At 36.1% G+C, this 20418-nt stretch carries 18 protein-coding genes; 10 read left to right on the top strand and 8 right to left on the bottom strand.

Annotated features, from left to right (window positions below):
* Positions 1–624: 624 nt before the first annotated feature.
* The 3 genes from F6K18_RS33545 (at position 625) to F6K18_RS33555 (ending at position 2753) form a co-directional block, all read left to right on the top strand.
* The gene (locus F6K18_RS33545) at positions 625–1266 is read left to right on the top strand and encodes a bifunctional 4-hydroxy-2-oxoglutarate aldolase/2-dehydro-3-deoxy-phosphogluconate aldolase (protein ID WP_287527358.1); all 642 of its coding nucleotides are present in this window, start codon (positions 625–627) and stop codon (positions 1264–1266) included.
* A gap of 69 nt (positions 1267–1335) precedes the next feature.
* The gene (locus tag F6K18_RS33550; RefSeq protein ID WP_287527359.1) at positions 1336–1848 is read left to right on the top strand and encodes a L,D-transpeptidase; all 513 of its coding nucleotides are present in this window, start codon (positions 1336–1338) and stop codon (positions 1846–1848) included.
* Between the two features lie 215 nt (positions 1849–2063).
* Positions 2064–2753, top strand: coding sequence for a metallophosphoesterase family protein (locus F6K18_RS33555; RefSeq protein WP_287527360.1), 690 nt, complete (start codon positions 2064–2066; stop codon positions 2751–2753).
* Positions 2754–2826: 73 nt separating this feature from the next.
* Here the strand turns inward: F6K18_RS33555 and F6K18_RS37090 are convergent, their stop codons facing one another.
* Both F6K18_RS37090 and F6K18_RS37095 read right to left on the bottom strand, forming a co-directional pair.
* Complete coding sequence (locus F6K18_RS37090; protein ID WP_353735251.1) at positions 2827–2955, bottom strand: transposase; 129 nt, start codon at positions 2953–2955, stop codon at positions 2827–2829.
* 13 nt (positions 2956–2968) lie between these two features.
* Positions 2969–3202: a transposase gene (locus F6K18_RS37095; RefSeq protein WP_353735253.1), complete on the bottom strand. Its 234-nt coding sequence runs from the start codon at positions 3200–3202 to the stop codon at positions 2969–2971.
* Between F6K18_RS37095 and F6K18_RS33560 the strand changes: the two genes are divergently transcribed.
* From F6K18_RS33560 to ltrA, 3 genes are all read left to right on the top strand, one after another.
* A complete protein-coding gene (locus F6K18_RS33560; protein ID WP_375341369.1) occupies positions 3158–3373 on the top strand; it encodes a hypothetical protein in 216 nt (71 codons plus the stop codon). The two genes, F6K18_RS37095 and F6K18_RS33560, sit on opposite strands and share 45 nt — an antisense overlap.
* A gap of 551 nt (positions 3374–3924) precedes the next feature.
* Positions 3925–4089, top strand: a complete 165-nt coding sequence (locus tag F6K18_RS33565) for a hypothetical protein (protein ID WP_287527361.1) — start codon at positions 3925–3927, stop codon at positions 4087–4089.
* An 836-nt stretch (positions 4090–4925) separates the two neighbouring features.
* Positions 4926–6593: a group II intron reverse transcriptase/maturase gene (gene ltrA, locus F6K18_RS33570; protein WP_287527363.1), complete on the top strand. Its 1668-nt coding sequence runs from the start codon at positions 4926–4928 to the stop codon at positions 6591–6593.
* Positions 6594–6811: 218 nt separating this feature from the next.
* On the opposite strand, the gene F6K18_RS33575 is transcribed toward ltrA, so the two are convergent.
* The 3 genes from F6K18_RS33575 to petC all read right to left on the bottom strand — a co-directional run bounded on the left by F6K18_RS33575 (position 6812) and on the right by petC (position 12074).
* The gene (locus F6K18_RS33575; RefSeq protein ID WP_287527366.1) at positions 6812–8554 is read right to left on the bottom strand and encodes an iron uptake porin; all 1743 of its coding nucleotides are present in this window, start codon (positions 8552–8554) and stop codon (positions 6812–6814) included.
* Positions 8555–10278: 1724 nt separating this feature from the next.
* On the bottom strand, positions 10279–11268 hold the full coding sequence (petA, locus tag F6K18_RS33580; protein ID WP_287527368.1) for a cytochrome f: 990 nt from the start codon (positions 11266–11268) through the stop codon (positions 10279–10281).
* A gap of 266 nt (positions 11269–11534) precedes the next feature.
* Positions 11535–12074: a cytochrome b6-f complex iron-sulfur subunit gene (gene petC, locus F6K18_RS33585; RefSeq protein WP_287279609.1), complete on the bottom strand. Its 540-nt coding sequence runs from the start codon at positions 12072–12074 to the stop codon at positions 11535–11537.
* 759 nt (positions 12075–12833) lie between these two features.
* On the opposite strand from petC, the gene F6K18_RS33590 reads away from it, so the two are divergent.
* Positions 12834–13151 carry a DUF3067 family protein gene (locus tag F6K18_RS33590; protein WP_202218243.1) on the top strand — a complete coding sequence of 106 codons (318 nt, stop codon included), beginning with the start codon at positions 12834–12836 and terminating at the stop codon, positions 13149–13151.
* Positions 13152–13170: 19 nt separating this feature from the next.
* Here F6K18_RS33590 and F6K18_RS33595 read toward each other — a convergent pair whose 3' ends face one another.
* Positions 13171–13506, bottom strand: a complete 336-nt coding sequence (locus tag F6K18_RS33595; RefSeq protein WP_124147626.1) for a tRNA-binding protein — start codon at positions 13504–13506, stop codon at positions 13171–13173.
* Between the two features lie 1868 nt (positions 13507–15374).
* Between F6K18_RS33595 and F6K18_RS33600 the strand changes: the two genes are divergently transcribed.
* Complete coding sequence (locus tag F6K18_RS33600) at positions 15375–16847, top strand: mechanosensitive ion channel domain-containing protein (protein ID WP_287527371.1); 1473 nt, start codon at positions 15375–15377, stop codon at positions 16845–16847.
* 433 nt (positions 16848–17280) lie between these two features.
* Here F6K18_RS33600 and F6K18_RS33605 read toward each other — a convergent pair whose 3' ends face one another.
* Positions 17281–18252, bottom strand: a complete 972-nt coding sequence (locus F6K18_RS33605; protein WP_287527373.1) for a TauD/TfdA family dioxygenase — start codon at positions 18250–18252, stop codon at positions 17281–17283.
* A 112-nt stretch (positions 18253–18364) separates the two neighbouring features.
* On the opposite strand from F6K18_RS33605, the gene F6K18_RS33610 reads away from it, so the two are divergent.
* Positions 18365–18502, top strand: coding sequence for a hypothetical protein (locus tag F6K18_RS33610; protein WP_287527376.1), 138 nt, complete (start codon positions 18365–18367; stop codon positions 18500–18502).
* 281 nt (positions 18503–18783) lie between these two features.
* Here F6K18_RS33610 and tatC read toward each other — a convergent pair whose 3' ends face one another.
* Positions 18784–19638, bottom strand: a complete 855-nt coding sequence (gene tatC / locus F6K18_RS33615; RefSeq protein ID WP_287527378.1) for a twin-arginine translocase subunit TatC — start codon at positions 19636–19638, stop codon at positions 18784–18786.
* 622 nt (positions 19639–20260) lie between these two features.
* Here tatC and F6K18_RS37100 point away from each other — a divergent pair.
* Positions 20261–20418 (top strand): transposase family protein (locus tag F6K18_RS37100; RefSeq protein ID WP_353735254.1); only part of this gene is annotated, 158 nt, incomplete at its 3' end.

Raw genomic sequence — 20418 nt, forward strand, 5'->3', positions numbered from 1 at the left:
ACAGGAGACAGGAGACAGGAGACAGGAGACAGGAGACAGGAGACAGGAGACAGGAGACAGGAGACAGGAGACAGGAGACAGGAGACAGGAGACAGGAGACAGGAGACAGGAGACAGGAGACAGGAGAAATTGGAATTTATAGGAGGTAGGAGCGGGCGTTTTGTAAGAATGATTTTTCTGCCCAACTATGCGCCTAAAATACGCTCCATGCATGAGCATAAAGAGGTGAAAAATTTGCACTTTTTTCGACTCCAAAAAATCTTTAGTCTTTATATGTCAATGCTTTTAGATTTAATCAGCAAGCCCTAATTATTCTGGAAATCATCTATATTTATAGAATTATTAAAGAGTAAATATATTGCTTGATCATTTTACTTTGATTGAAGTTATGGAATAGCAAGAATTAAAATATTAATAGACAGCATCTTCACTTATTTATGTGTTACAACTGACCGGGTAAATATTTTTTGCTTGTTCTATCTCCGGCCTCCCCATCTTACCTACTCCCTCACACCATCAATATATCTACTTCCAGAGAGTAGGAAACTGCTATATATTACAATAATTAAAGTCAAACTTATAAAAAACATATTTTCCTTTATTCCTTCTTCCTTCCACAAAAATATGAATCAAGAAAACTGGTTAAAAATATTAGAACAAAATCGAATAATTGCCGTTCTTCGTGCCTCAGAAATCGAGATAGGTATGAAAATGGCAAAAGCAGTTGCTGGTGGTGGTATACGCATAATAGAAATCACTTGGAACAGTCATAAAGCATCAGAATTAATTACTTTACTCCGCTCTGAATTACCCACTTGTATAATTGGCACAGGCACATTATTAACCATAGAAGAGTTACAAAAAGCACTAAAAATTGGTTGCCAATTTATCTTTACGCCACATACTAACCCTGCTATGATTCAAACAGCAAAAATAGCAGCAGTTCCGATTATTCCCGGCGCTCTTTCTCCCACAGAAATATTAACTGCTTGGCAAGCAGGAGCTAGCTGTGTTAAAATATATCCTATCTCAGCAGTAGGAGGCGCAACTTATATCACAAGTTTGCAAGGACCTTTAGGAGAAATTCCTCTAATTCCTACTGGTGGAGTAACCTTAGGAAATGCTAAAGAATTTATCAAAGCAGGTGCAATTGCTGTAGGTTTATCAGGGAAATTATTTCCCAAAGATTTAATAATTGCTCAAAATTGGGAAGCGATCGCGAGACAAACTCAGGCTCTAGTTAGAGAACTTTCAGCAAACAATTGAATCTGAAAATTAATCAAAATAATCTACTTCTAAATTACACCATTATTGTGTTTTGATTAGGTATAAAACATGAAAAACTTAGTTAGTTCTAAAAAATGGTATCAAGTTGGTAAAATATGTGCTGCTACAGCACTAACTATTACAACTTTTTTATCCTGGTCAATACCAACCAAAGCTAGTGGATGGGAAAATCTAATTGCCACGAGAATGTTAGAATTACAACAATCAGCGGAACGTTGGATTTCAATTGACTTATCAACCCAAAGATTAATTGCCTGGGAAGGAAATAAAGTAGTTTATGCAGTCGTAGTTTCCACAGGTAAATCATCAACTCCTACTCGCTTAGGTACTTTCAGAGTACAAACAAAATATCGCACTGCCAGAATGACCGGAGCAGATTATGACGTGCCCGATGTTCCTTATACTATGTATTATGATGGGGGAATGGCTATTCATGGTGCTTACTGGCATAATATGTTTGGTACCCCAGTTAGTCACGGTTGTACGAATGTAGCAGTCAATCACGCCAAATGGTTATTTAACTGGGCATCAGTGGGGACAGCTGTAGTAGTACATGAGTGAAAGAAAAAAGAGCGTTGCTGAAGGGCGTGTATGATATTAATTTTAATTACTTAGGAGGATTGAGTCAGGAGAAAGAAAAGTGCTTTTCCTGAAATTAAGTAAAGAGAACATCTAATTTTGCCATTCTAAAGAATGACTCTTAATTTACCTAAATTACTAAATTATTTATTTCATACCTCAAATCACCAAGGCCGAAAAAAGTAACAAAAATATATATGCGTATTCTAGCCATCGGAGATATTCACGGTCATTCCAGAGCATTTGATACATTGATTGCAGCAGTTAAGCCACGATTAGAGGATGTTATTATTACTCTTGGTGACTATGTAGATAAAGGTCCAGATTCTCAAGGAGTGATTAATCGATTAATTGCACTTTATGAAACTGGGCAACTTGTAGCCTTACGTGGCAACCATGAATTAATGATGATGAGGTCTCGTGATTGTTCGCAATATGAAGTTCGCTGGCATAATTCTGGTGGAAAGGAGACTTTAGCTTCTTATTCAAAATCTGGTAAATCTCAACTAAAACGTATTCCAGACGAACATTGGTATTTCCTTGAGAATATCTGTGTAGACTGGTGGGAGTCAGACGAACATTTTTTTGTTCATGCGAATGCTGCTCCCGATCTATCTCTGAATGAGCAGTCAGAGTACAAGCTTTTTTGGGAAAAACTTGATAACCCCATGCCTCACTTTTCAGGAAAAACAATGGTTTGTGGTCACACAAGTCAAAAAAGTGGTAAACCTCTTAATGTCGGTAACACTATTTGTATTGACACCAGAGTTTATGATGACGGTTGGTTGACTTGTTTGGATGTCAGTAGTGGTAAACTTTGGCAGGCAAATAAAAAAGGTAAGTTGAAAACAGCGTTAATAGATGATTTTGCAACTCGTCAAACATAAAAAACGATGGGAGTAAAGTTCCCGGAAGATTTATCCCCTGATTTAATAACGACTCGCGGGTAATAAAGTGGCGTTACTTTCCGGTTTGGTTTTCAATGTACCTCCTAACAGTCTCTGTCGAAGCATTGCTAGTAGTTGCACAGAAAAAGCTTGGTGTCCAGAGGGTAGGTAATTTCAGCAGTCTAGGAAATTCTTTTCTCAAGTGATGCGAAGCTCTACCTTTGACGCGCTTGATAATTACTGATAGTGCAAAAGTTAGGATCGACTTCTAGGAAGAGATGAACATGGTCTGGCATAATTTCTAGTGCTATCAACCTCCAGTTGTGCTCAGTACATAGCTCAAAAATAATCTCTTGGAGCCTTTGTTTGACATCCCCTACGCGGTTTAGCGGGTGATAAAGCCTTTGACTGAGAGAGGAATAGAAGTAGTGATTCCACCGAAAAAAAATCTAAAAGAACTCCGTAATTATGATCGAGTCTTATACAAAGCACCTCATCAGATCAAAAATTTTTTCGCCAAACTCAAACAGTATCGAGCGATCGCCACAAGGTATGACAAGGGTTCAGTAAACTTTCTGGGAGGAATTTATTTGGTAGCTTCAGTCATTTTATTGCCATAGCGATCATCATCTTCCTTGATCATATAATGGCTATCTTCTAGAGTTTAGACTAACTATAGCAGTGCATTCTGGCAGATTTACACATTATTTTTTGTAAACCTTTTCGCTTACTGCACTTTGAGCTGGAAGTTGTAAATACCTGAGGGAGCAGCGCTGTACCCAAAAATAACACCGTACAGTCTAGTATAATCTCATGTGCGATCGCTACTGAATACCAGCAAAGTTGATGGTTGACAAATATTAATAAATCAAATTTCAGAAAAAGGGATAAAATTGAAAAGCAATTAAATAGAAACATAACTCTCCCTGATGAATACTAACATAAATAGACTGCAAAAATTTAGGACTGATACCTACAATTTACTTGGGTTTGCTCAGGATTCCACTTATGATTTAATCCATGCAGTTTTAACCACGCTTAACAGCCAATGAATTGGCTGATTTTCCCTTTCACCTTGATTTCAAAGACAATGGCCTTCTACTTATGAATCCTTATCTTCCGTGAGCTTAAGCCTCAAAAAAACTTAAGCCCTGGAAGGGTCGCACAATCAATGTTCGGACTTTTAGTCAAGATTAGACCCCCTGCTAAAACTGCCAAACCCCGTGGAAAATCCACTGGTTGGAAAACAGGTAAAGTCAGAAGTAAAAGAACCCGTTATCCTGTAGTAAAAAAACGAAAAAGTCCCACAAAAAAAGCCAAAAATCTGAAAACTTAGACTCAATTTTTGGTTAATTTACCTTCTTTTTTCACCCAAAACAATCTTGGAAAATTTTGTCTTAGTCTAAACTCCAGTAATTTTATGATCTGAAAATTTAAGAATCTACTATAGCAATCCTATTTCATATCATGTCCGATTATATACTTAGACTTTGATGAAAGGGAGATAGAGAACATAAGTTAGAAGGAAGAAGGGTTTCTTCCAATTGTGACGTAATTTTACACACTAAGGATACTACCGGAGTGCGATTCGTTGCCTAAGAAATGGATAGAAATCCAAGGGATTAGGCGATTCCTTAAAAAAGGAATTAACTCATACATAATATAGGTGAGATCATATCAAGTCCTATCGTCTAGATGTTGGATTGAAAGCACTTTCCCTACATTAAGAGACCGAACATCAAATAATGTAAAGCGGGAATGAAAGCGGATCAGGATTCAGTTGGGTTTCCGAGCTAAAAGAACTCCGCAAGCAAGGTGATATGGTCAACAATATGTGAATCTTAAAAAACTCAGTTACGTCGAATGGTCTAGCCAACTAACAGACCAAGCTAAAAAGCAAGGACAAGGGTAGGGTAAAATCGCGTGTACACCTACAACATTCCACAAAGTGTCCCTGAGTAGTGAGAGAACCTAAAGTCACCAAACCAATTGTGTATGGGAACGAATAAACCCAATATAGTCTCTAGGTTGCCAAGGTCGATAAACCTAGTAGTATTCAGCACAAGACTATATTGGGAGAGGATTTTGTAACAAGCAAATGCCTGGATGTAATGTCCAGGATAAGCCGAATTACAAACTATTGTTTAGTAAGTAGTGAGAGGAACATTTCAAATGCCTCATAAACATGGATGGTCAAAAATTGATTGGAATTTAGTCAATCAGTATATTGATAAGATGCAAAACAAAATATACTTAGCTAGCAAAAGTGGTGATTATCGGTCAATGCGAAAGTTACAGCACTTATGCCTCAAAAGCTTCAGGTTTAGACTTATGGCTACCAGGAAAGTCACTCAAGACAATACTGGTAAAAAGACACCAGGGATAGATGGATTAAAATCACTAAGTCCCAAAGAAAGATTGGAACTAGCCAAGAAAATAAGAATAAACGGAAAAGCGAAGAAAGTAAGAAGGGTAGAAATACCTAAGACCAATGGGAAAACCAGAAAGCTGGGAATACCAACAATAGAGGATAGAGCAAAACAAGCACTAGCAAAACTGGTATTAGAACCTGAGTGGGAGGCAAAATTCTCTGGAAAGTCATACGGATTTAGACCAGGTAGGTCATGTCACGATGCCATATCGGATATATTTATAAATACATCCACCAGAACAGAACACTGCCACATAATGGATGCGGACATCAAGGGATGTTTCGACAACATTAATCACAAATTTCTCATGGATTATATGAACACTTTTCCATCTATGAGAAGACAAATAAAAGCTTGGTTAGAATCAGGAGTGCAAATATCCTTCAACGTATCATTAGATACATACGAAGGAACACCACAGGGAGGTGTAATAAGTCCTTTACTAGCAAACATCGCACTAGACCATTTTGATAAAAAGATGGATATATTGGTAGAAAACAATAAGGGAAGATATATCAACTTTTCCTATATCCGATATGCAGATGATTTTGTGTTAATCAGAAAAATATCTCCCGCAACAAGTGGAAAAATTAGGCTCAAAGACCAAATAGAAAAATCCGTAGTAGAAGCTCTAAAACCAATAGGATTAGAGATAAACAAAGAAAAGACTAAATGGACTACTATGAGCGAAGGATTCGATTTTCTTGGATTTAACGTCCGGACATACAAAACCGGAAAATACAGAGCCAATAAAAACGGAACCAAAACATTAATTAAACCAAGCAAGAAAGCAATACAATCCCACTACAGGAAAATATCGGAAAAAATAGGCAAGCTAAAAAATGCCCCACAAGAAGGATTAGTCAAACAACTAAATCCAATCATCAGGGGATGGTGCAACTACTACAGAGGAGTAGTAAGCACAGAGACATTCTCAAAACTAGACCACATGATACACAAACGTATTATGAGGATGTTACACTCCAAGTGTCAACACACAGGAACCAAAGAAATAGTAAAAAATTTCTTTGAGAATGATGGTAACAGAAAGTGGAAATTTGGAAACTTAATACTGCACACTGAAACCAAGATAGTTAGACACGTTAAAGTTCAGGGAGAAAGAAGTCCATACGATGGAGATGTAACATACTGGGGACAAAGACTAGCCAAATACTCTAACCTCACAAACAAAAAGAAAATCTTACTGAAAAGGCAAAAAGGACTCTGTAAAATTTGCAATAGACCATTTCTCATATCAGATATGATGGAGATAGACCATATACAGGCAAGGTGTAATGGTGGTTCCAACGACTTGTCTCATCTCCAATTAGTCCATAAACATTGCCACGAAACCAAAACCCCTTTCGATTTAATAAAAAGGAAGGAAGCTAGTCAGGACATAATCTGATCAAACAATAGAGGAGCCGGATGAGGTGAAAGTCTCACGTCCGGTTTTGAAGGAGAGTTGAGATTAGTGATCATCTCTTCGACTCTAACCATGATATCAGTTGCGGGTAACAATATCTTGGAATTTAGGGAACACCTTAACTGGGAATAAGGGGAAAAGTTTCAGAATTTTTATCTATCCTGAGATTTTTGACAAATCATTTAGGATTGCTATATTAGTTAGAATCTAAAAGTAGTCCGTAATGTTGTCACCCAAATAGTATCATTAAAATCATCGTGATTCGGATTAGTAATCACAAATAAACCAGGAGTAACAGAGATATTATCATTAAGTTGGAAGCGATAAATTGCTTCTATATGTATAGAAGTATCGTCATCCTTGAGTGAATCATCATCACCGCCATCAGTAACAATAGGAGGAACCCCTACCATAATACCGCCCATGTTACCTTCCTTAAACAAATCTGGAAAAGCAACTATGAGCATTCCATTAATGATAGTAACATCGTCATCATCACCGTTATCATTTTCCGGACGAGCCCAGGTGGTTCCAAACCAACCGCCCACTTCAATCTTGTCATTTACCCTCCAGTTAGCCTGAAACCCCACATTATCAGCAGTAGTAGGAGTACCATCAAAAGGATCTTGAGCCTTGAAACTACCTGTAGCTGCACTCACATCAACAGAATCTTTACCCCAATACTTGCGAACATAACCCAGACCAAAAGACAAGTTTGGGTTAGGCTCAATAATAAGTTGACCCAAAGCACTATAATCACCATTAAACAAACCAGCACCTTCATTGGGGTCGCTAGGCTCCGCAGCTAAGTAACCAACTTCGAGTAAAAAGGTATCATTAAATGCGTATTGAATGCCAATACCAGCACCAGCAGGGCCTCGGAAACTGGTGGGGTTACGTCTACCAAAGCGGGAGATAGTGCCATCGCCTTCATCTTGAATAGGTGATAAAACTGTGGAAACGTCGTCAAGGTCTACTCCAGTAGGACCAACTAAAACTTGAGCCTTATCGCCTACAGGGAAACTGTAGAAGAATAGGTCAATGATGACTGTATCATCACCATCACCTTCATCAATACCTGCAAGAGTCATTAAGGTATTAGTGAGGTTTTCTCCGCTAAGGTCTGGAATATCCGTGGCTTGCAGACGGGTAAATAGTAAATCTTCTCCAGTAAAGCTCGTCTCGAAATTCAGACGTACTCGATAAGAAAAGGTGGTTTCAGTTTTGTCATTAGCTGAGGATTCTCCACGGGCTTGGGCTCTTTCTCCATAAGTATCAGTTACCCAGAATAGTACTTCACCATCTAGTTTGGTTGTGGTGGAAAATTGATTGGCCTCCAATTCTGCGCTGCGTGCTTCTAAAGCATCTACACGACCGCGCAATTCTGCTAATTCTACGGCAAATTCTTCTTGCAACCTTTGTAACACAGCTAAGTCGTCGCGAGTTACTAAGTCTGCAGTTGCTGCTGCGACTAATTCCGTAATTCTGTCTAAACAAGCGTTTAAACCTGCTGCAAATTCATAACGAGTCATGGCACGGTTGCCTTTGAATGTGCCATCTGGATAACCTGCGATACAACCATAACGTTCTACTAATGATTGTAAAGCTTGAAAAGCCCAATCTGTGGGTTGGACATCTGATAACTGGGACACAGATGTAACTTGGCCCATTGGGTCTACTGCTTCTAAGTCTGATGCCCCTTTAATTCCTGAAGTTATCCCTTCAATAGAGGTCTCTGATTCTAGGTCGGATACCCCAATAGAATTTTTGGGTGATGTCTGAGTAGGTTTTTTTGATTCTAGGTCGGATACCCCAATAGAATTTTTGGGTGATGTCTGATTCTCTGGTGGAGTAGGCAGTGCCTGGGCAGTATTAGCCATTAGTAGGGTGATACTGAGAATGCTAGGACTATATTTTACAAATTTATTAAGAGTTTTTTTCATTCAGTTTTTACTCATACCCCTTGATTATTAAGGGGATTTACTCTGTTAGTAAGGATTAAATTTATAGTTTATCGGCACTAACTACTTAGTAAAGTTTGTCAATAGATAATAACTTATTGAGTTATTTTACTATTAATTTTTTATTTGGCAAGGTTAAAGTCGTGAGTATACTATTTTCAATTATCAATAACCTGAGAAAATATGGTAATACATAATAATCATTATGTATTACATTGGCATTGGTAACGCATTATTAATCGGTATTGCAGGTATTGCAGGAAAAATGAAGAGAATTAACTACGTATTATGTATAGCATTACGCGCTCAGGTATTGAAAATCGATCATTTTACTTGGATTTGAAATAATCGATATTCATTTTTAATATTTCATTATAGGCCCGATCGTCTCTGACATTGGCTGGGGTTTTTATACTATTTAAAAAAAGAATGTTATGAATAATATAAAATGCGATTACTATATAATCGCATAATTAATTCATTTTAATACAGATGTTCTATTGAATACGAATTTGACATCCTCCCCGGCCTAAAGGCACGGGGATTCCTGCCGAGCCGTAGCTCCTCGGTGGGTTGACGTTTTGCTGACGCAAAGCTCCGCTAACACAGGCTGCCGCTACCTTGGTGCTAGTCTTACACTTGCCTCCGCGTCCGTTTAGAGTCTAGGAATGCCCTCCCGCGACTTATCAATAATTCTTATAGGGTTTATCTGTGCCTTCTGTTTTTAGCTGCTCATTGACCTGAAAGCTTCCCAAGTTCAGCTCTCAACTGAAGGAGTTTCAACAAACATCTTCTTTTCTACAGTATTTATGAGACAAGGCGGGTACATAACCAATTTCATTATAGCACAATTATAGAAAGTCGCCCGCTTATGGGCGAGGCTTTAAACCCAATTTTTCGGTAAAAATTCATATCTTTTATCATTTTCTTTGTGGGTTTAATACCCCACCGTCTACACGGTGTTCAAAATTACTTGGGGTTAGAATCCCCATGTAATTTTCCTCCTGTCTCCTGTCTCCTGTCTCCTGTCTCCTTCTTCAATCTTCCTAACTCCTAACTCCTGACTCCTGACTCCGAGCGCGATACGATAACTAATCATTCGGATTTGATATAATAAGTGTGATTAAAAGACTTGGCAGGAGATGTCTTTTTGACAAAAAAAGAGAATTTCCAACCTAAAAACAGGTGTTTAAGCCATTCATGCCGAAATAATTAATGTCTCTAATATTATAATCAATTGGATTTTTTATTATTGGAGATGTCTATTGATGTACTTAAATAGGGCTTGCTGATTAAATATCAAAACATTGAGAGATAAAGACTTTAGCTATTTTTAGGACAGAAAAAAGTTCCTGGTTCTCGGTGCCTCAAACTTATGTATATGAGCATTTTGGGCAAGAGTTGGGCAGAAAAATCAAGGGACAAAACATCCAACTACCTTCTCTATAATTCCCATTTATTCTGAGGACTGACTCAGTCCTCCTGACTCCTCCCCTTACCAAAATACTTTTTCAGCAAACCCTAAAATATCGATATCCTGACTCCTGAGTTCTGACTTCTTTGCCAAAAATCCCTACCTTTGCAAAGATACCAAATAGCTTCTATAAAATATGATAAGGAGCAAAGACATAGAAATAAAGTTTATCCCTCACTCCTAATGCTTTACTCCCCATCAGTAAATTTTTAAGCGAAATAATTCAGTCTACCTAAAAATTCATTTCAGCAGCTTGAACTTTCTCCACTTGTTTCTTCTTGAGAACTAACATAATCTGAGCTAGCATGACCAGAGCAAAGAATGCCATCAACCATTTAACTCGATTTGCATCTTGCAGCACAATTTCAATATCTGTTTGACCAAAACCACCGACATTAGGGTCATTTGTAATAACTTGACCCGCTTCAACAGTATCTCCTACAGCAACTAAAAGTTCTGGACCTGGAGGCACTGTATCCACAACAGTCTCACCGTCAGTAGTTACAATAGTAATATTATTACCTACATACTCTTCAAAAGTAATATCAGTAATCTTACCACTAGCAGAGATATTGTAAACAGTATTATTGCTCTTATTACCAGCAGGATAAACCTGGCCACGACCTCGGTTTCCACCTACATGAATAGCATACTTACCAAAGTGGATAGATTTATCAGTAGCAGGATCTGGAGATAAAACAGGGAAAACAATCTCTTGATATTCCTCTCCTGGCATTGGCCCAACTAAAATAACGTTTTCTTGGTCTTCAGAATAGGGTTGGAAGTAAAGACCAGAAACTTCTTCTTCCCATTCTTCAGGTATTCTATCTTCAGGTGCAATTTTGAAGCCTTCAGGCAACATCAATACAGCACCTACATTTAAGCCACCTTTACTACCATCACCCAAGACTTGTTGAACCTCAGTATCATAAGGAACATTTACAACAGCCTTAAATACTGTATCTGGTAGTACAGACTGAGGTACTTCTATTTCCGTAGGTTTAGCACCAAGGTGACAATTAGCACAAACAATTCTGCCTGTAGCTTCTCTAGGAGTTGCTGGAGCAGTTTCCTGTGCCCAGAATGGATAGGCATTTGCAGCCTGGGGATGGACTATATCATTGGTTAGGAATAGAGCTATAGTTGCGATCGCTACTACCATCATCTTGGCGAAGGCCTTAGTCATACTACCCCAAATTGCCGATCGGTCTATTTTTGACATCAGTTGTTCTGTCTTCTCTCAAAATCAAAAACTTCTACAAATTTTTTGGATTTACTGATTGCTTACAAATCAAAAATCTCTGAACTATCAGCTTTTAGCATTTCCGTACCGGAATGCTCCGCAAACAGCTATCAGCTTTTAGAGCTAGGGTTTAAAAATCCCCAGAACTATTACGCTGGATGATTGAGTAGGGGTTAAAATCCCCCTGATCAAGGTCAAAAAAAACGATCCTAATGATTGCTGAGTGCTGAGTGCTGACCGCTTCTTTAAGTCCACCAAGGGTTTTCTCCGGTGCGGAAGTCTGTTTCTTCCCATTGGGTGAAGACCAGTTTATCATCACTAACATTGGCGTGGACTAATGCCAAAGACAAAGGTGCTGGCCCCCTAACTACTTTACCTGTACTGTTGTACTGAGAGCCATGGCAGGGACAGATAAATTTATTTTCACTACCATTCCAAGGGACTACACAGCCTAAATGAGTACAAACTGCATTTAAGCCATAGTTAGCCAAAGTTTGGTCTTCTTCAATCACTACGTAGGTAGGGTCTCCCTTAAGACCTTGTGCCAAAGTTCTTTCTCCAGGATTGTGATTGGCCACAAAGTCACTAACGATAATATCGTTACCAAGGGCATCTTTGGCTGTCACCCCACCACCTGTACCTCCACTGGATGGAGGAATAAAGTAGTTAACTACTGGATAGAGCGCTCCAAGAGCGACCCCGGTCACAGTGCCAAAGGTGAGAAGATTCATAAATTGGCGACGTCCCATATCGGGTACATCTGGTGTTCCTTCTGCTTGAGCCATGAATAGATTGAGTGTTTTTTATTAATTTACGTTTGGTGTTTTTGACATCCTCTACGGCCTAAAGATACGGAGATTATTACCGAACCTTAGTTCCTCGAAGGGTTGACGCTTAACGGAGTGCTGCACCCACCCCTCTTGCTCCCCTCCCGGGAGGGGATGGGTTAAGCTTCACTCCAAGTCCATTTTGTGTCTCCGTTAGCGCAGCTGCTCCGGAGGAGGTATGTCCTCCGGCGACCAATATATTTACTGCTGCGTTTTCGTCTCTATCGTGCTTACTGTCACAGGTGAATTATGTGCAGACAAAAAATAATTGCTGTTAGTCTGCGACCACAGCCCAGCTTACAATATTTTGTTAAACAAATTGCAACTTAAAACCATTTCCTGATTATTATTACATTATTTAAACTTTTATTGTTCTTTTCATTAATAAATGTAAATTTTGTGATTGCAAGGTCTATGACTAGATAATTAGATTTATAGCAGAAGGAAGGACCGAAAGACCGAAAAATTTCGCGTTGTCTGAGTTTTAAGCTTTTGATATGTCCGCGCCCTTTCCTTCGACTGCTATTTGAATGTAGTATAATTTTTAACTTTTGGAAACTTGTTTAATAGTTAGTTTTTCCCAAATTAACTATTGAACTTGAAAATTTACGCAAAAACACTACATAATCCTAAATAAAACTATAGTGCGACACTATATTTAGTGTTTAGAACTCAAAACTGTAGAAGTTATAATTTATCTAAAATCTAAAATATATGATAACTGGCAAGGAATTACATCAACTATTACTAGATAAGTGGGGTAAGTCTTATGATATTCAACTACGGCGGACAAAAGGCAAAATATTTGTGCAGGTAATGTGGAAGTACCTTGAGCAAGTATCTTTTCCGATGACTGAAGTAGATTATTTGGCCCACCTAGATGCAATAGCCACCTATATCAATGGTTTTGGTGGTGTAGAAACTGTTAAGAACTATATTGAGAATACGAAAGAAAGACCTAGACTAGGTAAGGCAGTTAGTATTCCTCTAGACTTAGGTGAGAGAGCTTCAGAATGGATGGTAGAAGAATTCTAACCAGAGGGCGCTCAAAATACTACAAGATTCTTTGGCCCAGTAGTACATCTCGATCTGGGTGTATCAGAGCAACTTCTCCATCATCCATCACCACACCTAAAACCAAGACCTCAGACATAAAGTTAGCGACTTGACGTGGTGGCAGATTTGTAACTGCTAGAATTAATTTGCCCACTAAATTTTGACGAATATAGAGCTTTGTTAATCCTGCGCTAGACTTTTTGATGCCAAATTCACCAAAATCTATCCACAGTTTGTAAGCTGGTTTTCTGGCTTCTGGAAATTCTTCTGTACCAATAATTTTTCCCACCCTTATTTCTATTTTCTCAAAGTCAGAATAAGTTATGTTTGTCATTTTTTATCTTCTCTAAATTAGATTGAGTATCATAAATCAGTTTAGTATTTGACTTAATTAATAATATATATGGAATCGATTAAACTATTTATCGAGGTTAAAAATTCATCTAATAATTGTCATACAAGTATTGAGATCAACCATTTATTCTATTCAACCCCTTTAAGTAAAAAAACAAAAGGATATAAATTATGAAATAGGTAGTAAATTAGTCACGAAAATTAGCAGTATTTCGTAAATTTTACACAGAATAAATTTAAGTAATTAGTGATTATATATCCTCCCATAAATTTTTAGCAGAACAAGTGCTAATGAAAAAAGTAGAAATAGGAACTTATCTGGCAATTATTCTCCAAAGGGAAGTAAAGATTGTCGAAAATGCACAAGTATTAGTAACTTGATTTAGAGGAGAATTGCTAGGATAAATGACATTAATTCAGTCATAACCCAGAAGTACAAATTTCATAGTTGTTAGTGATAGAGAAATAGCTCTAATACCAATTTCATAAAATATTGCTACAGTCTCGACACGGGCAACAGGCAACAGCTCATCTGGCAACAGGGAAAGAAAAACTGGATAAAAAAGAGGAAAAAATACTTAATTTTGACATTTGATGGATATATAAAATTTTTAATTGTAGCAATAAATGACAAATTAAGATGTAACTACCTTTTTTTAATTTGGTATAATTGGTTTTGATGATATTGAAACTATTAAAAATACTCATCCTCAAATTGCAATAAATGCTGACAAACTGTTCTTCTGTCTTAATGACTACTAGCAATAACTTAATTATTTGTAACAAAAATTTATCAAAATGGTATTAGATATTTCTAGAAATAAAAAATCTATTTAGCCTGTTAGTTAAAATCTTTAAAAAATAACTATTTGAGTTAGGGAATAAATCATTCTCCATTAAAGAATATTACTGAAATAATTTTCTTAATTCTACATTCGGAACTTCACGCGCGTAGTATCAAGGGCAAGTAGTCAGTAGTCATTTAGGGGAGCCGTTGGATTGGCGACGTACATTAGTTAGTAAGGAATGATCCGAGCTAATTATCTGGCTCCATCAAGTATGTATGCTTAATTTATTCAATTTAATTTGGCTTTTGTCTCAGTTAAATTATCATGATTTATAGACTATAAATACTGATCAACTTACTGATGTTTGTGGTACTTTCTTATGTGACAAATTGACGTGCGGAATCTGAGTTAATGGTGTTAGTAGTATTCCTAATTCCGCACAATAAAAAAATGGATTAGAGAATGGATATTAGTTAATTTAGGAATCAAAAAAAGGTACAATAGAAGCGATCGCCTCCATTATTAATTACATAATAACAATAGTCGGTATCTTAATCGTATGATATAAAATAGTCATTGAATTAACTTCAATTACTATGGTTACTGGATTTTTAAGTCTTGATATTAGTATTGGTATAAAAAATTATTATTAGTAACTTTAGTTGATAAGTTGGTTTTTTGCCCTCTGGAAATTATGTTGTAGTCATAAATTTTCCCAACTGTTAAACAAAATCTGCCCTATTATAATCGAACTGTGTACCAAAGTTATAGTGATACAGTCGCCCTTTTTCCATTAACTTAATAGCTTAATCGATACCATCTTGTAGAACGGGGTCTGGGTATTTAGAATCTTTGGTAAATTTCATTGATTTTTGTGGTTGATAAGTTTTCCTGCTGGAAACTTAATTTTACTTCTATGATTATCATAATAATACCCTATACCAATGATATTTTTTTACTTACACAATTTTTAAATAGACTGAGGTTGAACCTCTTTTACATTTGCTATTTAATTTATATATTTAATTTTTCCTCATTGATTAAATACACTGGGTTTAAGATGAATTGGATACTTATAGAAATAAAAAATATATTTAGCCTCTTAGTTCAAATAGTTCTATTTGAAATATTTGAGTTAGGGAATAAATCATTTTCCATCAAGAATATTACTGAAATAATTTTCTTAATTGTTTTAGTAGTATTTTTCTCCCGCACAATAAAAAATTGGATGAAAGAATGGATATTAGTTAATTTAGGAATCAAAAAAGGTACAAGAGAAGCGATCGCCTCTATTATTAATTACATCATTACAATAACTGGTATCTTAATTGTGCTTCATAATGCAGGCATTGACTTAACCTCAATTACTGTAATTGCTGGTGCTTTAAGTATTGGCATTGGTATTGGTTTGAAAAATATTATTAGTAATTTTGTTAGTGGTTTAACAATTTTGATTGCTCAACCAATTAAAGTCGGAGATTTTATCGAAGTTGATGATTTATCAGGAGTAGTAGAAAAAACCTCAATTCGTTCAACTGTAATCAGAACTATTGATGGTATTTTTGTGATTATTCCTAATAATTCTATAGTAGAACAAAATATTATTAATTGGAGTCATAAAGATTCGACCTCTCGCCTACATATTCCCATTGGTGTTGCCTATGGTAGCGATACAGACTTAGTAAAAGAAGCACTTTTAGATGCAGCTAGAAAGGAAAAAAAAGTTTTATCTAATCCTTCACCAAAAGTTTGGTTTAAAGGGTTTGGAGATAGTGCCTTAAATTTTGAATTATTAGTTTGGATTAAATATCCTACTCTAATAGATCAAATCAAAAGTTATTTGAATTTTTTAATATATTCAGAATTAAGTTATCGGAATATTTCTATTCCTTTTCCCCAAATAGATTTACATATTCGCCAGATTAATGATTTAATTCAAGCACATAAAAAAGCAGAGTCAACAACTGTTGTAAAAAATCCCAAAAACCTTTCAACTTCCTTAGTCAAAAATATAGCAAAAACTAAGCAAAATTCCTCAAAATGGAATTTACGAGATTTATTACGACAGATTAGTTATTTCAAAAAATGTAATAATATTGAACTACGAGATGTTATTGAAAATGGATATAGAAAAATTGTTCCTCGCGGTGAAATAATCTGTCTAGAGGGAGAGTCAGGAGACTCATTTTATATTATACTTTCCGGGTCGGTAGAAGTATTTTCAGAAAAAGCAAATAAGTATATTACAACTAGATATGCAGGAGAATTTATTGGAGAAATGTCACTAATATTAGGAATTACTCGCACAGCGAGTCTTCGTGCCACAGAAGATACAATTTTATTTGTAGTAGACCGAGACAATTTACACAATCTTTTGGCAAAGCACCAAAAACTAGCAGACAAAATTTCTGAAGAATTATCCCGACGTTTAGAGACTTTAAAAAACTTAGGATTACTGGATAAGCAAGAAAATTCTCAAGAAACAGCAATGATTTGGATTCGGAATCGAATTTATACTTTATTTGGGATATAAATTGTTATCAGTTATCAGTACCGACCGTTGAAGCTAGAGGCTTGAAATACAAAAGTTCATTTTTTTCATACCCTTAAAAGGGAGGCTTGAGACATTATTTTTTTGTCAGAATATTCTCTAAATACCCGTGCAAAATAACCAGTTTATTTTTATCACTATATTTAGGGCTTACTGATTAACGATAAAAGTATTTACAGATACAGCGGATTCCAACTTGGTGAGGTAGAGCCATCGCGGGCAAGATACCCGCACTACAAAAATTTAATTGTTAATACCCGTACTTCATATACTTGGAATCTGCTGTAAATTTTTTAGCCTTTTTTAGGCGAAAAAAGTGCTACATTTTCATTCCTAAGAGTTAAAATACTAAAGATTTATCCTGACTCTTACCCTCACCAAAATACTTTTTAAGAAAACTATTATTTCAGTAGAGTTAAGAAGCTGGAGTAACTTTTTCTGTACTATCAAGAAAAAAGATGTGCATCAACCTTTGCTCATTTTCGTAGATATGCCAAGGTGTTCCACTATGAAGTATTTCTCGGTTATTCCAGATAGCAAAATCTCCCACCTCCCATTTGAGAGAAAAAATATGTTCTGGTTGAGTAACTGGAGTTAAAAACTTCTCTATTAATTCCTGACTTGCTTCGGCTTCCATTCCTTCAATTTTTCCAGCAGAATGTACACTTAAAAACAACGCATTTTTGCCTTTTTTTGTTTGGATTACTACTGGGTGTATTCTACCAACTTCAGGAGGATTAAAATTTTTCATAGAAGCTTCAATATTATCTATTCGACGCCGACCTTGAGGTTCAAGTTGAAAATTCATAGTAGGGCAGTAACAAACTTTCATTTCTAGAGCTTGTTTTTGCAGCTCTGGTATTAGAAGTTCATAAGCTTTTATAGAACTACAAAAAAGTGTTTCACCTCCTTTTGTGGGTACAACTACTGCATACATCGCACTCACTACTGGTGGGGTATCAGATATACTGTTAAAGTCAGTATGCCAAACATGAGAATATTTAAACACCTCACCAGCAGGAAGTGTAAATTTGTGTCCATAGTGAGTAAATGAACCGTATCCATGAAGAGAAAGTAAGGGAGGATAACCAGGCAATTTTTTATAGAATGGGGCAATATTTCTTCCTTCCTTAACTGCCTGAATATCATGGGGAAACCTGGTAATAAAATCAAGTTCCATCTCTGGAGTTAACTGCTGATTTTTAAACAATAGTAATGAATGTTTTTCAAATCCTGCCATTAGGGTTTCCCACTCTTGATATGATAAAGATTTTGACAGGTCAATTCCAACTACTTCTGCTCCGAAAGATAGCTCTTTTCCAAATTCATTGTGTAAAGGCTTAAATGAGGGTAATGTTTGATTAGAGTTTTCTAGTTTTATAGACATTTTTCTAATATTTTTGACTAATAACTGAACTACTGATAAATAGACTAAATATTCTTTATAGCCTAATCTACTTTATGGCAAAACTACCACCTAATACCATTTCTCAAAAAGAATGCTATATCTGATTGGGTGGGGAAGTGTGGGAAGTGTGGGAAGTGTGGGAGGTGTGGGGAGAGGAAAAGTAGGAAAAATTTATACTAACCAACTAATAATTGTCAAAAACAAACTTTTTATCTTGGCAACTATTTGACTGTTGAAATATAGCTGAAGTATAGCATTAATGCATGGTAATTTGTATAACTCAAGAACAACTACTGCTTCACCTAATAAATTTTGAGTCAAAGGGTGAGTTGAAAAGGTTAAAACAGCTCCTGAAAATCCAGACCCTAACACTAGAGAGCATTTTTTGAGAACTGACTATTCCCACAATATTTAAACACAATATTTAAATTGTAGAAATCCCAGAGCAAAAATTATTAACTTTTACTGCTAGTGCGACAATTACTAATAGTTCAGTAAATACAGTATTTTTTATTTGCCAATTAACTTGACAACAAAACTACCTCCGAGATAAAGAGCAACTACCGCTCCACCTAATAAACTTTGAGTTAAAGGGTCAGTTGAAGGAGTTAAAACTGCTCCTAAAACTGCTGCACCTAACAATACATATCTCCAGCCAGAAAACATTTGCTCAGAAGAAACAATTCCCGAAATACCTAACAAGAATTGCAGAATTGGAACTTGAAATGCTAATGCCGTACTAAACATTAATAGCAATACAAATTCAAAATATTGTTCAATTGACCAAGCTTGTTCTACTACTTCCGATCCGTAACTAATAAAAAACTTCAAAGCTGCTGGTACAATTGCAAAATAAGCAAATACTAATCCCAATCCAAATAAAACTGTAGATCCTAAGAAAATGGGTCCGAGAAATCTTCTTTCTCTAATAGTTAGACCTGGTAGAACAAACTTAACTATTTGATAAAGTATAAAAGGACTTGCCAAAAGAAAACCACTATAAGCAGCTACTTTAATAGTTACAAAAAAATATTCTCCTGGAGCCAGTTGGAGAAACTTTACTCCACGAGCAGGAACTTCTAGGAATTGGACAATAGGTTTAACTACAATAAAGCAACCAATAATACCTACAACTCCTGCTATTAGAGAATAAAATATTCGCATCCGTAACTCTTCGAGATGGTCAAATATAGACATTTCCACATCATCAGGAGCTTGATTGAGATAATCATCTTCTTCTAAATCTTGACGATCGCTTACTCGAGCTGTATTATTGGGTTTAAATTCAGGCTCTTTCAAGCTTACAGGTGCTAAATTATGATTATCTGAACCCTCTGGAGGAGTGCTAGTTTCTGGAGGTGTCATATCTGTTTTTGATTTTAGATTAGTCTGTATAAAAGTTCTCATTTTCCACAGTGTAGACCATTGTACCGAGATTAAGTAAGCAAATTCATCTTCTCATACTGTAGTTTGCGGGTAATTTAGATCTATTAATCAGCCTTGAAAAGAAGTAAAAATCACGAAAACAAGAAAAACTGACTATTGATAGGTGAAGATTAATTGCTGTATTTAACCCATCTATAATTTTGTAAATGTTCAGCTGTCAGCTATTAGCTATCAGCAATTAATTTTGGGGAAAGTAAAAGCAACCTTTGAAATTAGTTTAATAGAAAAGTTACTGCCATGGGTCACCTTACCAAACCTGAGAAGTAATTATTTATGGCTCTTCTAGAGTAGTTATGACAATTTAAGAATAAAAAAATTACATTTTCCTTAGTAATTTTCAAGTCAAGTATGCTCAAACCCTTGCTAAATATTGACTAATCACAGATGTTAATGCTATTAAATATATTGAATTTGAGCAACAAAAATGAAACTTTAATCATATGCCATCTAACTCCCTTCTGTTTTTGATCACTCAAATCATTAAATTTGAAGGCTTTAAAGCAACTAATTATCATTTGATTACTGAAAATGAATTTAAGAATTGAATGAGAAAATCAAGTCCAAACTACAACTTGTCCTCCCCCCTCAAAAGACTACAGATAAAATCCATCAATCTCATCCATATAGAGTCAGAGATATTCCCTTGAGTAGCTTTGATGTTTTTCTACTTGTTAATGGCCGTCAATTTAGATGTAAAAA

Source organism: Okeania sp. SIO2C2 (genome assembly GCF_010692625.1).
In the GTDB taxonomy this organism is placed as follows: Bacteria; Cyanobacteriota; Cyanobacteriia; order Cyanobacteriales; family Microcoleaceae; genus Okeania; species Okeania hirsuta.

Bases quoted from the DNA above. Each gene is read 5' to 3' on its own strand.
- F6K18_RS33545 (WP_287527358.1), top strand. From the start codon at position 625: ATGAATCAAGAAAACTGGTTAAAAATATTAGAACAAAATCGAATAATT.
- F6K18_RS33550 (WP_287527359.1), top strand. From the start codon at position 1,336: ATGAAAAACTTAGTTAGTTCTAAAAAATGGTATCAAGTTGGTAAAATA.
- F6K18_RS33555 (WP_287527360.1), top strand. From the start codon at position 2,064: ATGCGTATTCTAGCCATCGGAGATATTCACGGTCATTCCAGAGCATTT.
- F6K18_RS33565 (WP_287527361.1), top strand. From the start codon at position 3,925: ATGTTCGGACTTTTAGTCAAGATTAGACCCCCTGCTAAAACTGCCAAA.
- ltrA (WP_287527363.1), top strand. From the start codon at position 4,926: ATGCCTCATAAACATGGATGGTCAAAAATTGATTGGAATTTAGTCAAT.
- F6K18_RS33575 (WP_287527366.1), bottom strand. From the start codon at position 8,554: ATGAAAAAAACTCTTAATAAATTTGTAAAATATAGTCCTAGCATTCTC.
- petA (WP_287527368.1), bottom strand. From the start codon at position 11,268: ATGTCAAAAATAGACCGATCGGCAATTTGGGGTAGTATGACTAAGGCC.
- petC (WP_287279609.1), bottom strand. From the start codon at position 12,074: ATGGCTCAAGCAGAAGGAACACCAGATGTACCCGATATGGGACGTCGC.
- F6K18_RS33595 (WP_124147626.1), bottom strand. From the start codon at position 13,506: ATGACAAACATAACTTATTCTGACTTTGAGAAAATAGAAATAAGGGTG.
- F6K18_RS33600 (WP_287527371.1), top strand. From the start codon at position 15,375: ATGAATTGGATACTTATAGAAATAAAAAATATATTTAGCCTCTTAGTT.
- F6K18_RS33605 (WP_287527373.1), bottom strand. From the start codon at position 18,252: ATGTCTATAAAACTAGAAAACTCTAATCAAACATTACCCTCATTTAAG.
- F6K18_RS33610 (WP_287527376.1), top strand. From the start codon at position 18,365: ATGCTATATCTGATTGGGTGGGGAAGTGTGGGAAGTGTGGGAAGTGTG.
- tatC (WP_287527378.1), bottom strand. From the start codon at position 19,638: ATGACACCTCCAGAAACTAGCACTCCTCCAGAGGGTTCAGATAATCAT.